The organism is Azospira sp. I09, from assembly GCF_009177135.1.
Taxonomy (GTDB): domain Bacteria; phylum Pseudomonadota; class Gammaproteobacteria; order Burkholderiales; family Rhodocyclaceae; genus Azospira; species Azospira oryzae.
Genome location: NZ_AP021844.1, coordinates 1,587,698 through 1,601,138 on the forward strand (window position 1 = coordinate 1,587,698; position 13,441 = coordinate 1,601,138).

The following is a 13,441-nucleotide window of genomic DNA, read 5'->3' on the forward strand; positions in this document are numbered from 1 at the left end:
ATGGGTTGGGGCGGATTATAGAAGCTGGAAGGCCAGGACGGACACCAACGTAGGCGGCAACGCGCACAGCAGCAGGCCGATGGGGCTGATGGCCTGCTCGTGGAAGGTGCCTTTGAGGATGGAGAAGCCCGCCGGGTTGGGGGCGTTGGCGATCACCGTGAGACCGCCGCCGGTGACGGCCCCCGCCACCAGGGCGTACTGGAAGGCAGGAGTGACGCCCTCCACCAGGGAGCCCAGGTAGGTCAGGGCCGCATTGTCGGTGAGGGCCGTGAGGGCGGTGGCGCCGAAGAACAGCACGGTGGGCGCCATGCCCGCCAGCACGTCCTGCAGCCACCACTTCTGCAGGCCGCCCAGGGTCACCAGGCCGGCCAGGAAGAAGGCCACCAGCAGGCCTTCCCGCAGGATGAGGCGGTCCTGGTGGTGCTTGTAGGCCTCGCAGAAGCCGAGGAAGAAGAGGAACAGGCCGAGGAACACGGCCGGATGGTGGGCGAACACCACCACCCCGACCAGGAAGGCCAGGTGCACCAGCACCATGCCGGCCGGCACGGCGGGGGCGGCCTCGCCTTCCACGGCGCCGCACAGGCTGACCAGTTCCCGGCGATAGACGAAGGTCACCACCAGGGCGTTGATGCCGACGGCGATGGCGGCCTTCCAGCCGAAGGTGCTGGCCATGAAGGCCAGGTCCCAGCCCCACTTGCCGGCCACCATCAGCACCGGCGGCGCGGCGAAGGGGGTCAGGGTGCCGCCGATGGAAATGTTCACGAACAGCACCGCCAGGGTGGCGTACTTGAGGCGGCTGGAAACGGGCCGGGCGAAATAGCGGTCCCGCAGCAGCAGGGCCCCCAGGGTCATGGCGGCGGGCTCGGTGATGAAGGAGCCGAGCAGGGGCACCAGGAAGAGAATGACGAAGAAGGTGGCGACGCTGTCCGGCAGGGGCAGCGTTCGCGCCGCGGCGCGGACGCTGTGGCCGGCCAGGGCCAGGATGGGCCGGCTGGCGGCGATGACCATGATGACGAAGACGAACAGGGCCTCCGTGTAGTTGCAGGATTCCAGGTAGGTCACCGCCTCCCCGGTGCCCTGCAGGCCGACCATGACCAGCACCAGCACCATGGCCCAGAAGCCGAACACCACCTCCACCTCGCCCAGCAGGTGCCACAGGCCGGCATGGGCCGGCTGGGTGTGGGCCAGGTGTTCGAAGTACTTGGTGGAAAAGGTATGCACGATGGCCAGGGCGAACAGCACCGTGGCGGCGATTTCAACGGGAGTGGGGGCGAGGGCCGACATCAGGGCAGGTCCGGGCGCGGGGCAAAAGAAACGCCCGCTGCGGATGACGACGCAGCGGGCGACACGAGTGGGTGTCCAACAGGATTGTTGCTGAATCCAGCCTGGGCATCATAGGCGCGACCGCTCCCGGCGGTAATTCGCCGTTCAGCGTACGGCCGACCAACGACGCGACCAACCCTAGGGACACGCCGGGCCATCAGGCGGCCTCTTCGTCCGGCGCCGGGGGCGGCACCTCGTTGTCGAACTGGACGACGATGCGCACCAGCTCGGAGAGGTTGCGGGCCTGCAGCTTTTCCATCATGCGGGCCTTGTACACCTCCACCGTGCGCGGGCTGATGCCGAGCACCTCGCCGATTTCCCGGTTGGGCTTGCCGGCGGCGGCCAGGCGCATCACCTCCCGCTCGCGCCGGGAGAGGCGCTCCAGGCGGTCGCGCATCTCAGCGCCGGTGGCGGCCTCCTTGCGGCGGGCCGTGTCCAGGGCCAGGGCGGTGGCGACGGCGTTGAACAGCTGGTTGTCGTCGATGGGCTTTTCCAGGAAATCCACGGCCTGGGCCTTGAAGGCGGTGCGGGCGGTGGAGGCGTCGCCGTGGGCGGAAATGACGATCACCGGCAGCTGGATGCCCTTCTCCGCCAGGGTGGCCTGCAGGGAGAGGCCGTCCATGCCGGGCAGGCGCACGTCGGCGATGAGACAGCCGGGGGCGTCGGGATCGACGGCCGCCAGGTAGTCCTCGGCGGAGCCGAAGGCCTGGACCCGGTAACCCTTGAGGTTGAGCAGCAGACCCAGGGAATCCCGGATGGCCGCGTCGTCGTCCACCACATAGACGGTGGGGGCGTTGGGAGGAATGCTCAGATTCATGGGGCTCCTTTCACAGGCAACGGTTTTACGGAATAAACGGAATGGTGCAGCGGCAGGGCGATGGTGAAGCGGCTGCCGCCGGCGCTGGGCGATTCGGCCCACAGGCGGCCGCCGTGGGCCTCGACGATGGCCCGGCTGATGGCCAGGCCCAGACCCATGCCGGTGGGCTTGCTGGTGGCGAAGGGCTCGAACAGGCGTTCGCGGAACTGGGGCAGGATGCCCGGCCCGTTGTCCTGCACCACCAGTTGCAGTTCGTTGCCGTCCCGGTGGGCGGCCAGGCTCACCACCGGCTCGTCGGTGCTGCGACCGAAGCTTTCCGGCGACACGGCGTCGAGGGCGTTGATGAGCAGGTTGCGCAGCACCACCTGGAGCTGCACCCCGTCGCCCCGGGCCGGCGGCAGGTCGGCCGGAATGGCGTATTCGAGGCGGCAGGCCTGGCGCTTGGCCCGTTCCTCCACCTCGCCGATGGTTTCCACCACCAGGGGCAGGATCGGCACCGGATCGCGCCGGGTGTGGCCGGTCTTGAAGAAGTCCCGCAGGCGGCGCACCACGGCGCCGGCGCGACGGGCCTCGGCCGCCACCTTGTCCAGCACGTCGGACAGCTCGCCGCCCCGCCCCGCCTCCAGCATCAGCTGGCCGGCCCGGGCGTAGTTGGCCACGGCGGTGAGGGGCTGGTTCAGTTCGTGGGCCAGGGCCGCCGCCATCTCGCCAGCCGCCGCCAGGCGCAGGGCCCGCTTCAGTTCGCTCTCGGCCACCTTGCGGGCGCTGGAGGTGACCCCCAGGGTGAGGCCGGTGATGGCCAGGGAGGCCATGAGGAACTGCATCTCCTGCACCGTGCCGCCCTTGTAGCCGAGCCACTGGGCGCTGACGATGAGGCCCACCTGGATCATGGCCAGGGTCAGGCAGGCCCCCTCCAGGCCATGGCGCAGGGAAATCCAGGTGAGGGGCAGGAACAGCAGGTAGAAGTACTTGAATTCGTCGGTCCACGGCAGGCCGAACACCACCCACAGGGAGAGCATCACCGCCAGGCACTGCAGGGTGAATTCCCGGGTCTCCAGGAATTTCCAGTCCCCCGGGCGCAGCAGCACCAGGATCAGGGGGGCACTGACCAGGACGCCGATGGCATCCCCCACCCAGAAGCGCACCAGGGCGTAGAGGAAGCCCCGCTGGCTGTCGGGCAGGAAGGCGCTGACCACCAGCAGATAGAGCCCGCCCAGGAGCAGGGCGGTGCCGGCGAGGACGGCGAGGAAACGGGGCAGCGCGCCCCGGTCCCGGATGTCGGCGGCGCCGACCCGGTGCAGCAGGGCCGCCATGAGGCCGTAGCCGCCGGCGGTGATGCCGGTGAGCAGCAGGGTTTCCACGGACAGGGCGGCCATGCCGTGCACCAGCACATTGCCGCACCACACGGTGGCAAAGGCCAGGGGCCAGAAACGCAGGCCGAAGGCCAGCAGCAGGGCCAGGGTCAGTCCGGGGGGCGGATTCCAGGGCGTCACCTCGAAGGCCGGCAGGGGGTGGATGAAGCTGACCCAGTCCAGCAGGAGGTAAAGCAGCACGTAGACGCACCCTACGGCCGCAACCCGACTCGGGTTCAGCGCAGGGGGAACGGGCAGGTGGAAAAAGCGGGCAAAAGTCATACCCGGATCATGCCTGAAAACAGGCCAGGACTGGGTCTGCCGGGGTACGTACGGATTTGCCACGACACGCCGCCAGCGGAAATGCCGGACGCATCCCCCGTGCGGCGCAGTACGCACCCGTAAAAGCACCATGCCCGAGCAGCGCACGGGACGGCGCTGTCGGGCATGGGTGTCCGGAGAGGGCCGCGGAACCTTGGTCCCGGACCGGCCCTGAATCAGAAGTTAGGGCTTGGCGGCAGCCTCGGCCGGAACGGCGGCAGCGGCTGCCGCTTCGACGGCGGCGGGCGCCTTGTGGTCCGCGTCCGGATGCCAGCCGAGCACGGTGAGCAGGACGAAGAAGCCGACCACGTAGGCCAGGGCCACGTGCCAGCCGTGGCGCAGCCAGTTACCCACGGACTTGGCCTCGGGGAACATGTTGGAGAGGGCCACGCCGGCGGAGGAGCCGAACCACACCATGGAACCGCCGAAGCCCACGGCGTAGGCCAGGAAGCCCCAGTCGTAGCCGCCCTGCTTCAGGGCCAGGGCGGTCAGCGGGATGTTGTCGAAGACGGCGGAAACGAAGCCCAGGCCCAGGGCGGTCTGCCAGGAGGCGCCGGGCAGCTCTTCCACCGGCATCATGGAAGCGCAGGTGACCAGGGAGAGCAGGAAGATGGAGCCCTTGAAGGTTTCCGGCAGCACTTCCCAGTCGGGCCGGCGGATGGAGGTGGAAATGAGGATGGCCAGCCACACGGCGACGCCGATGAAGGGGAAATGGTCCGCCTCTTCGGGGAAATTGATATTCACCAGCACGTTGGCGCCGATGGCGAAGGCCAGGATCATGCCGACGATGCCGACCCGGGCCCAGTCGATCTTGGTGTGCTGGTGCCCGCCCTTGATGATGGGGGAGTAGGCATGCTGCTGCCTGGAGGCGACGAAGGCGACGATGAGCAGGGCGACGATGGCCGCCACGTAGGCGTCGAGCACGATGTGGGGCGGCACGCCGTCGATCCACATCATGGTGGTGGTGGTATCCCCCACCACGGAGCCGGAGCCGCCGGCATTGGAGGCGGCGACGATGCCGGCCAGGTAGCCCACATGGACCTTGCCGCGGAACAGCTGGTGGGCCATGGCGCCGCCGATGAGGGCCGCGGCGATGTTGTCGAGGAAGGAGGACAGCACGAAGACCATCACCAGCAGCACGAAACCGCCCTTCCACTCGCCCGGCAGGTACTTGGGCAGGATCACCGGCACGTGGCTCTTCTCGAAGTGGCGCGAGAGCAGGGCGAAGCCCATGAGCAGGCACAGCAGGTTGGAGAGGGTGACGAACTCGTGGCCCAGGTGGGCGGCGAAGCCGGCAAAGCCGACCCCGGTCTTGAAGCCGGTGACGAAGATCTTGTACAGGCTGATCACGGTGACGCCGGTGAGACCGACGTAGAGGGTGTAGTTGTGGAACAGGGCCACGCCCAGCAGGGTCAGGCCGAACAGGATGAAGTCCAGGGGAATGCCGGCCACCAGCACCGGGCCGTCGGCCCAGGCGGAGAGGGGAAAAGCCAGGCACAGGGCCAGCAGGCCGAGGGAGCGCGCTCCCGGGCGGGACAGGGTCGACAGCATGGAATCCTCCAGATTTTTGTGGGCCGGATTCTAACATTCGCCCCGCGGCCTCCCCCTTAGGGGAAAACACTTAGCCCCATGCTGCAACGCGGCATTCTGGCGCACAATAGGACATCGTCTTCCACCGCCCGCCCCATGTCCCTCATCAACGCCCACCTCGCCGAAGGCATCGGCAGCATCACCTTCAACTACGACTTCAAGCGCAACGCCCTCTCCGAAGCCATGACCGGCGAAATCGCCGCCGCCCTCGCCCTGTTCACCCAGGAAGGGGCCCGGGTCGCGGTGATCCGGGGCCAGCCGGGGGCCAAGGTGTGGTCCGCCGGCCACAGCGTGGACGAGCTGCCCACCGGCGGCCACGACCCCCTGGGCTGGAAGGACTCGCTGCGCATGGTGATCCGGGAGATCGAAGCCTTCCCCGGCCCGGTCATCGCCCAGGTGGGCGGCAGCGTCTGGGGCGGCGCCTGCGAACTGGTGTTCGCCTGCGACCTCATCGTCGCCACCCCCGAAGCCACCTTCGCCGCCACCCCGGCCAAGCTGGGCGTGCCCTACAACGCTACCGGCCTGCTCACCTTCCTCAACGCCCTGCCCCTGCACCTGGCCAAGGAACTGCTGTTCACCGGCAGCCCCATGGGCGCCGCCCGCCTGGAACGCCAGGGCGTCATCAACCACCTGGTGCCCGCCGCCGAGATCGACGCCTTCGTGCACGAGCTGGCCAAGGGCATGGCCCACAACGCGCCCCTCTCCATCTCCGTGATCAAGGAACAGCTGCGCATCCTGGCCGGCGCCCACGCCCTCTCCCCCCAGGATTTCGAACGCATCCAGGGCCTGCGCCGGGTGGTGTACAACAGCGCCGACTACGCCGAAGGCATCCACGCCTTCAAGCAGAAGCGCAAGCCGATTTATCGGGGGCAGTAGGTAGGATTAGGCTTCCGGCAATCGGGCCGCGAAGGGGAGACAAAGCGTGAAATTCGGTTACACCATCATCTACGTCGCCGACGTACCGGCCTCCATGGCCTTCTGGGAAAGGGCCTTCGGCCTGCAACGGCGCTTCGTCGACGCAACGGGCGCCTACGGAGAGCTGGAGGCCGGCGCCACCTGCATCGCCTTCGCCAGCCACGGCCTGATGGCGGATCTGCTGCCCCCGGAATGCGTGACGGCGCCGCCATCGCCCCAGCATCACGCTTTCGAGATCGGCCTCTTCACGGAAGACGTGCCGGCCGCCTACGCCCAGGCCCTGGCCGAGGGCGCCACCGGCCTGACGCCACCGCGCACCACGCCCTGGGGCCAGACCGTCTCCTTCGTCCGCTGCCCGGAGGGAACCCTGGTGGAGTTGTGTACGGCCATCAAGCGTTAGTGCCCCAGCGCCCGATCCATATCGCCTGATCCAATGGAAACCAATCCCAAGCAGTCTCCGCGCCCCGAAGCGGAACGTCGGAAATATCAGACGCTGCATGCCGGCATTGTCTACGGCTTCGCCGCGGTTGTTCTCTTTATTGCTTTGACAGTCTCGTTGCAACTCGGACTGGGGATTGGTCTGGCGGCCCTGCTCCTCCTGTGCACTTGGTGGGGCGTCCTCATCGTTTTCTGGAGCCACCCAGTTTTCTGCCGGTTCGAAATGGAACATGAGTGGTTGGCCAAGACGCGCCAACTGCCGGCGGGGGTAGAAAGAACATTGCTCACAGGCCTATGGGTCACTTTCTACTGGCCCCTTCTGCTATCGAAGAACGTCTATTTCTGGGCATTGCTTGCAGGCGTCGGCATCTATTACGCCTTGAAACTCAGGTAAGCCTTCAGTAGAACCGCCAAGGCCGGAATCAACCCCCTACCACCGCCGCTTTCTTGCTTCGTCCAGAAACGCCTGCAGCAGCGGCTCCCCGTCCAGCAGTTCGCCCTTGCCCGGGGTGTGGAATTCCGGGTGCCATTGCAGGCCCACCACGAAGCCCCGACCGGTCCAGCGCACGGCTTCCACCAGGCCGTCGGCGGCGGTGGCTTCCACCGTCAGGTCCTTGCCCAGCACCTTGACCGCCTGGTGGTGGATGGAAACCACCTGGCCGCCCGTCTGTTCCGGGTAGAGCCTGGCCAGCAGGCCGCCCTCGGCGAACTGCACCGGGTGGGTGTGACGGTCGTATTCAGGGGCCTCGTGGGCGATGGCGTCTTCCACCAGGCTGGGGATGTCCTGGTGCAGGCTGCCCCCCAGGGCCACGTTGATCAGTTGCAGGCCGCGGCAGATGCCCAGCACCGGCTTGCCCGCCTCCATGAACTCGTGCAGCAGTTCCATCTCGTAGGCGTCCCGCACCCGGTCGCCGGCCCATTCGGGCTTGAGGGGTTCCTCGCCGTAGCTGAGGGGCGAGAGGTCGGTGCCGCCCTGCAGCACCAGGCCGTCCAGGGCGCCCACGTAGTCGGCCAGGCGCATGTTGCTGCGCTGCATGGGGCTGTCCTGGACAATGGAGGGCACCATGAACACCAGCACGTCCCGGGACATGACCCAGTGGGCCACGGACTGCTCCAGGTACTGCAGGGTCTTGCCCAGCAGGCCGACGCTCTCGGGCTGGGGGTGGTAAAGGCGGGCGGAAATGCCGATCTTGACGGTGCGCTTGGCCATGTCTGACTCCTTTCGATCCGGGTTTCAGGGCATTGCCGCAGCAAGGACAGGACGGAAAAGCACCGGGGAACGCCCCCAACACTGTCTCGGTGAACGCTGTGCCCTCTGTGGCAAAAGCATTTTCAATACAGCCGCTACACGCCCCCCGCCCAGCAACGGGCCGAGTGGCGCACCACGTCTTCCAGGGCGCCGCTTTCCTCGTGCCGGGCCCGCAGCCAGGCGCTGCCGTTGGCGCCGCTGCCGGCCATGGCGGCCAGCCGGGCCAGGGGCGTGCGGCTGCCGAGGATGTCGGCGAAGGGCTGCAGGCGCTCCAGGGTGGCCAGCAGATCGTCCCGCAGCACCAGGCTCTGCTGGCTGCGCGGGTCCACCAGGGTGGCGTCGAAACCGAAGCGGGTGGCCTGGAAGCGGTTGTAGCCGTAGACCAGGTACAGCCCCTCCTCCACCCGGTCCGCCGGGTAGGGGCGCTCCACCAGCAGCCAGAAGGCCAGGGCCTGGACGAAGGCGGCCAGGGCGGCGGCCGTATCCACCTCCAGGGGGGTGTCGCAGATGCGCACCTCCACGGTGCCGAATTCGGGCTTGGGGCGGATGTCCCAGTAGAAGTCCTTGATGCTGCCGATGATGCCGTAGCCCAGCATCTTGGCAAAAAACTCCTCGAAGCCGGCCCAGGTGCTCACCGGCGGCATGTGGCCGGAGAGGGGAAAGGCGGAAACGGCGTGCAGGCGCGAGGTCTCGAAGGAGGTGTCCTGCCCCTGGGAAAAGGGCGAGGCTGCCGAGAGGGCGATGAAGTGGGGAATGTAGCGGGACAGCTGGTGCGTCAGATACACCGCGTCGTCCCCCGACTCGCAGGCCACGTGGATATGCTGGCCGAAGACGGTGAACTGCTTGGCCAGGTAGCCGTAAAGGCTGGACAGCTGCTGGAAGCGCTCGGTGGGGAAGATGCGCCGCTCGTGCCAGCGGTGGAAAGGGTGGGTGCCGCCGCCGGCGATGGCCAAGTTGAGGCTGCCGGCGGTATGCACCACCGCATCGCGCATGGCGTGCAGTTCCTCCAGCAGGCTGTCGTGGCGGGCGTGGGGGCTGCTGTTGAGCTCGATCATGCTTTCGGTGATCTCGGGCTTGATCTCCCCCGGGTGGGCCACCTTCTCCAGGGCCCGCAGCAGGTCCGGGCCGCCCCGGGTCAGGTCCTGGGTATGGGGGTTGATCACCTGCAGTTCCAGCTCCACCCCCAGGGTGTAGGGACTGACGGACTTGAAATCAAGCATGTTCGTCTCCTTCCGGCCGGCTCTCGCCGGCGCCCTTGAAGGCCGCCTGCACTGCCAGGGGGCCGAGGAATTCCAGCAGCACCACCGCCGCCAGCACCAGGTTGCCCAGCCGTTCGCCGAACTGGGGATAGAGGCTGGTGAGGTCATGCACCAGGGCGATGGCCACCCCGGACATGGGCAGCAAAGCCAGGCTCAGCCAGGCGTGCTGGCGCCAGGTGATGCGGGAGAAAGGCGCGGTGAGCATGACCCCGGCCGCCTTGCCCAGGCTGCGGGCCGCCAGGTAGGCCAGCACCGGCAGGCCGGCGGCCAGCACCGCCGCCAGGGGCAGGCTGGCCCCGGTGAGGACGAAGAGGACGATGTAGAAAAGTTGGGCGGCGCCCCCCAGGTCCACGCTGAGCAGGGCGTAGCGGCTGTCCCACTGGCGGCAGGCCAGGCCGAACACCAGCAGGGCCAGGAACACCGACAGCTGGAAGGCGTGGGCCAGGCCCACCGCCGCCAGCAGCATGCCGGCCAGGAGGATGAACTGGGAGAACTTGGATTCAGGCCCCTTGCCCAGCAGGCGGGCGCCCCACAGCACCAGGCGGGCGGCCAGGCTGCCCAGCAGCACCGAACCCAGCAGCAGGTAGAGGGGATGCAGCAGGGTCTTGTGCCAGGGCGCCGCATTTTCCGCATGGGCCACCGAGAGCAGGGTGGTGGCGGTGAGGAAGGCGAGCAGGGTGTTGATGGCCACCAGGGCCAGGGTGCGCTCCGTCACCTGGCCTTCGGCCCGGAACTCCCGGGCCACCAGCAGCACCACGGCAGGCGAGGTGGACAGGCCGATTGCCGCCGCCAGGCCCGCCTCCACCCGGGTGAAGCCGAACAGGCACAGCACCCCGGCCATGGCGGCGAAGGCCAGGGCCGATTCGAGCAGGGCCGCGGCCAGCAGGGAGCGGTCCCGCTTGAACCAGGTCAGGTCCAGGCGCCGGCCCAGGTCGAAGAGGATCAGGCCCACGGCCACATCGAAGAAGAGCCGGGTTTCCCCCAGCAGGGGATGCAGGGACCAGCCCGGCGGCAGCCAGGGGCCGGCCTGGCCCAGCAGCAGGCCGGCCAGGAGCCAGCCCAGCAGGCGCGGCAGTTTCAGGCGGCGGGCCAACTCGCCGCCGAACAGCCCGGCCAGCAGCAGGCTGCCGAACAGGGCGGCGGGGCCCAGGGCCGGCGGCAGGGCCGGCAGAAAAGCGAAAGAGATGTTTCCGTCCATAGCGCGGTGCTCCCATGGGACGGCTGTTCAGCAATGTCTCAACAATGCGGCGCCCGGGCGGCCTGCCCGATGGGGCAGGAGCGGTCAGCGCACAGCCTGTTTTTGTTATTGAAAGACGGGCGCCGGCAAGGCGCCCCGGGATCATCCCCGGGGGCGGGGACGGTGGAGGCCGTAGGTTACTTCAGGTCAGAGTCGGCCGGACCCCGGCAAGTTCCGTACGGCCTGACGGCGCGCAAAGCCCAGGCGCAGACGCTTCTCGGTGCCGATGACCAGGCCGCAGAAGAGGGCGAAAGCGCCGATTTCCAGCCATTCCGTGAGGCCGATGGGGGCCGTGGCGAAGAGCCGGTTCATGATCGGCGCGTAGGTGAACAGCAGCTGCAGGGCCGCCATGGTGCCGATGCCGCCCCAGAACCAGCGGTTGGTGAACAGGCCGATGCTCCAGAAGGAATGGGTGAGGGAGCGGCAGTTGAAGAGATAGACCGTTTCCACCAGCACGAACACATTGACCGCCACGGTGCGGGCCTCGGCCAGGGTGTGGCCCTGGTCCAACTCCCGCAGGAAGAGGCCGAAGGCCCCGAGCAGCAGCAACAGGCTCACCAGCAGGATGCGCCCCACCAGGGGGGCGTCCAGCACCGGCGTCTGGGGCGCCCGGGGCGGGCGGGCCATGACGCCCTTCTCGATGGGCTCGAAGGCCAGCATGAGGCCGAGGAACACGGCCGTGGTCATGTTGATCCAGAGGATCTGCAGGGGCGTGATGGGCAGGGTGGCACCGGCAACGATGGCGGCGACGATGACCAGGCCCTCGCCGAAATTGGTGGGCAGGGTCCAGGTGATGAACTTCACCAGATTGTCGAAGACGCCCCTGCCCTCCTCCACCGCCGCCTCGATGGCGGCGAAGTTGTCGTCGGTGAGGACCATGGCGGCGGCCTCCTTGGCCACCTCGGTGCCGGTGATGCCCATGGCGATGCCGATGTTGGCCTGCTTCAGGGCCGGGGCGTCGTTCACCCCGTCGCCGGTCATGGCCACCACCTGGCCCTGGGCCTGCAGGGCCCGCACCAGGCGCAGCTTCTGTTCCGGCTCGACCCGGGCGAAGACGTTGATCTGCTGCACCGCCGCCTGCAGCCCGGCATCGTCCAGGGCCGCCAGTTCGCCGCCGGAGAGGGCCTGCTCGCCCTCGGCGGCGATGCCGATCTGGCGGGCGATGGCCAGGGCGGTCACGGCATGGTCGCCGGTGATCATCTTGACCCGGATGCCGGCGTTGCGGCAGGCCTTAACCGCCGCCACGGCCTGGGCCCGGGGCGGGTCCATCATGCCGATCAGGCCCAGGTAGTCCAGGCCCTCGCCGGCGATCAGGGAGTCGGCCTCCAGCACGGCCTCGGCCGCCCAGCCGCGGCGGGCCACGGCCAGCACCCGCAGGCCCCGGGCCGCCATCTCCCGGGCCTGGCGCTCGATGGCGGCGGCGTCGGCCGCAGTCAGGGGCACCGGCAGGCCTTCCGCATTGCAGCGGCGGCGGCAGTGGGGCAGCAGCTTTTCCAGGGCGCCCTTGGCATAGACCACCAGGCCGCCGTCGCCCCGGTGCAGGGTGGCCATGTACTGGCGGGCCGAGTCGAAGGGCAGTTCATCCTGGCGCGGATAGAGGGAAAGCAGGGTGTGCTCGTCCAGCCCGGCCTTGCGCGCCGCCACCAGCAGGGCGGCCTCCGTCGGGTCGCCGCTGATCTGCCAGTGGCGCCCCTCCTTGAAGAGGCCGGCGTCATTGCACAGGGCGGCGGCCAGCAGGGTTTCCCGCAGGGCCGGCTCCGGCGGCGCCTCGTTACCCAAGTGGCGGCCGCCGATCTCCCCTTCCGGGGCGTAGCCGTTGCCGCTCACCGGGTAGGCGATGCCGCCGGCCACCACTTCCCGCACCGTCATCTGGTTTTCGGTGAGGGTTCCGGTCTTGTCGGAGCAGATCACCGTGGTGCTGCCCAGGGTTTCCACCGCCGGCAGCTTGCGGATGATGGCGCGGCGCTTGGCCATGCGCGAGACGCCGATGGCCAGGGTGATGGTCATGGCCGCCGGCAGGCCTTCGGGAATGGCGCCCACGGCCAGGGCCACCGCCGCCATGAACATCTCGAAGGGGGATTCGCCGCGCCACAGGCCCACGGCAAAGGTGAACAGGGCCAGGGCGCCGATGGCCATCAGCAGCCAGTTGGAAAAGGCCGCCATCTTGCGGGTGAGGGGCGTCATCAGGTCCGGCGTCTCGCCCATCAGCTTGGAGATGCGGCCGGTCTCGGTGGCGTCGCCGGTGGCGATGGTGATGCCGGCGCCCTGGCCGCTCACCACCATGGTGCCGGCGTAGGCCATGTTGCCCCGGTCTGCCAGCAGGGTTTCCGGCGGCAGGGTCTCGGCGTGCTTGTCGCTGGCCGTGGATTCGCCGGTGAGGGCCGCCTCCATGGCCTTCATCTCCTTGGCCCGGAACAGGCGCAGGTCCGCCGGCACCTTGTCGCCGGCGGCCAGCAGCACCACGTCGCCGGGCACCAGGGCGCGGGAGGGCAGGCGCTTCTTCTCCCCTTCCCGCAGCACCGTCACCTCGCTGGCGACGGAACGGGCCAGGGCCGCCAGGGCGCTCTCCGCCTTGCCTTCCTGGATGAAGCCGATGACGGCGTTGATCAGGGTGACCCCGAAGATGACCCCCGAATCCACCCACTCGCCGAGAAAGGCGGTGACGGCCCCGGCCAGCAGCAGCACCAGCACCAGGGGCTGGGCGAACTGCAGGGCGAAGCGCAGCAGGGGACCCTTGCCCGGCTTGGGCGTCAGCCGGTTCTCGCCGTGGGTCTGGCGGCGGCATTCCACCTCGGCCTCCGACAGCCCTTCGGCGCAGGAGGTCTGCCAATGCTCGGCTACGGCATCGCCGGAAAGGTGGTGCCAGACGGGTGAGGAAGCATCGGGACGGGGCATGGTGGGCGAGAAGGCAATGACGACAGCCTTATTGTCCGCCCTTTC

Annotated in this window: 11 protein-coding genes; 3 read left to right on the forward strand and 8 right to left on the reverse strand. The window is 68.6% G+C overall.

The features are described 5' to 3' along the window. Nucleotides 1–15: 15 nt before the first annotated feature. The 4 genes from AZSP09_RS07355 to AZSP09_RS07370 form a co-directional block, all read right to left on the reverse strand. The gene (locus AZSP09_RS07355; protein ID WP_130458968.1) at nt 16–1,284 is read right to left on the reverse strand and encodes a putative Na+/H+ antiporter; all 1,269 of its coding nucleotides are present in this window, start codon (nt 1,282–1,284) and stop codon (nt 16–18) included. Between the two features lie 196 nt (nt 1,285–1,480). Next, nucleotides 1,481–2,140, reverse strand: a complete 660-nt coding sequence (locus tag AZSP09_RS07360; RefSeq protein ID WP_014238396.1) for a response regulator transcription factor — start codon at nt 2,138–2,140, stop codon at nt 1,481–1,483. Then, nucleotides 2,137–3,906: an ATP-binding protein gene (locus tag AZSP09_RS07365; RefSeq protein WP_152089617.1), complete on the reverse strand. Its 1,770-nt coding sequence runs from the start codon at nt 3,904–3,906 to the stop codon at nt 2,137–2,139. The genes AZSP09_RS07360 and AZSP09_RS07365 overlap by 4 nt, the downstream gene beginning before the upstream one ends. Before the next feature lie 90 nt (nt 3,907–3,996). After that, on the reverse strand, nt 3,997–5,364 hold the full coding sequence (locus tag AZSP09_RS07370; protein WP_130458970.1) for a citrate transporter: 1,368 nt from the start codon (nt 5,362–5,364) through the stop codon (nt 3,997–3,999). A 135-nt stretch (nt 5,365–5,499) separates the two neighbouring features. Between AZSP09_RS07370 and scpB the strand changes: the two genes are divergently transcribed. The 3 genes from scpB to AZSP09_RS07385 are packed head-to-tail and all read left to right on the forward strand — an operon-like array spanning nt 5,500 to nt 7,150. Continuing rightward, nucleotides 5,500–6,279 carry a methylmalonyl-CoA decarboxylase gene (gene scpB, locus AZSP09_RS07375; protein ID WP_152089618.1) on the forward strand — a complete coding sequence of 260 codons (780 nt, stop codon included), beginning with the start codon at nt 5,500–5,502 and terminating at the stop codon, nt 6,277–6,279. A 46-nt stretch (nt 6,280–6,325) separates the two neighbouring features. Beyond that, nucleotides 6,326–6,718 carry a VOC family protein gene (locus tag AZSP09_RS07380; protein ID WP_152089619.1) on the forward strand — a complete coding sequence of 131 codons (393 nt, stop codon included), beginning with the start codon at nt 6,326–6,328 and terminating at the stop codon, nt 6,716–6,718. 33 nt (nt 6,719–6,751) lie between these two features. Continuing rightward, nucleotides 6,752–7,150, forward strand: a complete 399-nt coding sequence (locus tag AZSP09_RS07385; protein WP_152089620.1) for a hypothetical protein — start codon at nt 6,752–6,754, stop codon at nt 7,148–7,150. Between the two features lie 36 nt (nt 7,151–7,186). Here AZSP09_RS07385 and AZSP09_RS07390 read toward each other — a convergent pair whose 3' ends face one another. From AZSP09_RS07390 to AZSP09_RS07405, 4 genes are all read right to left on the reverse strand, one after another. After that, a complete protein-coding gene (locus AZSP09_RS07390; RefSeq protein ID WP_130458974.1) occupies nt 7,187–7,966 on the reverse strand; it encodes a gamma-glutamyl-gamma-aminobutyrate hydrolase family protein in 780 nt (259 codons plus the stop codon). Nucleotides 7,967–8,100: 134 nt separating this feature from the next. After that, nucleotides 8,101–9,225, reverse strand: a complete 1,125-nt coding sequence (locus AZSP09_RS07395; protein WP_152089621.1) for a YbdK family carboxylate-amine ligase — start codon at nt 9,223–9,225, stop codon at nt 8,101–8,103. Beyond that, nucleotides 9,218–10,462, reverse strand: a complete 1,245-nt coding sequence (locus AZSP09_RS07400; RefSeq protein WP_152089622.1) for a cation:proton antiporter — start codon at nt 10,460–10,462, stop codon at nt 9,218–9,220. Before AZSP09_RS07400 ends, AZSP09_RS07395 begins: the two co-directional genes overlap by 8 nt. A 186-nt stretch (nt 10,463–10,648) precedes the next feature. Next, nucleotides 10,649–13,396: a cation-translocating P-type ATPase gene (locus tag AZSP09_RS07405; protein ID WP_152089623.1), complete on the reverse strand. Its 2,748-nt coding sequence runs from the start codon at nt 13,394–13,396 to the stop codon at nt 10,649–10,651. Nucleotides 13,397–13,441 lie beyond the last annotated feature (45 nt).

What these genes read in the sequence shown, in the direction of transcription:
- AZSP09_RS07355 (WP_130458968.1), bottom strand. Translation starts at nt 1,284, where the DNA reads ATGTCGGCCCTCGCCCCCACTCCCGTTGAAATCGCCGCCACGGTGCTG.
- AZSP09_RS07360 (WP_014238396.1), bottom strand. Translation starts at nt 2,140, where the DNA reads ATGAATCTGAGCATTCCTCCCAACGCCCCCACCGTCTATGTGGTGGAC.
- AZSP09_RS07365 (WP_152089617.1), bottom strand. Translation starts at nt 3,906, where the DNA reads ATGGTGCTTTTACGGGTGCGTACTGCGCCGCACGGGGGATGCGTCCGG.
- AZSP09_RS07370 (WP_130458970.1), bottom strand. Translation starts at nt 5,364, where the DNA reads ATGCTGTCGACCCTGTCCCGCCCGGGAGCGCGCTCCCTCGGCCTGCTG.
- scpB (WP_152089618.1), top strand. Translation starts at nt 5,500, where the DNA reads ATGTCCCTCATCAACGCCCACCTCGCCGAAGGCATCGGCAGCATCACC.
- AZSP09_RS07385 (WP_152089620.1), top strand. Translation starts at nt 6,752, where the DNA reads ATGGAAACCAATCCCAAGCAGTCTCCGCGCCCCGAAGCGGAACGTCGG.
- AZSP09_RS07390 (WP_130458974.1), bottom strand. Translation starts at nt 7,966, where the DNA reads ATGGCCAAGCGCACCGTCAAGATCGGCATTTCCGCCCGCCTTTACCAC.
- AZSP09_RS07395 (WP_152089621.1), bottom strand. Translation starts at nt 9,225, where the DNA reads ATGCTTGATTTCAAGTCCGTCAGTCCCTACACCCTGGGGGTGGAGCTG.
- AZSP09_RS07400 (WP_152089622.1), bottom strand. Translation starts at nt 10,462, where the DNA reads ATGGACGGAAACATCTCTTTCGCTTTTCTGCCGGCCCTGCCGCCGGCC.
- AZSP09_RS07405 (WP_152089623.1), bottom strand. Translation starts at nt 13,396, where the DNA reads ATGCCCCGTCCCGATGCTTCCTCACCCGTCTGGCACCACCTTTCCGGC.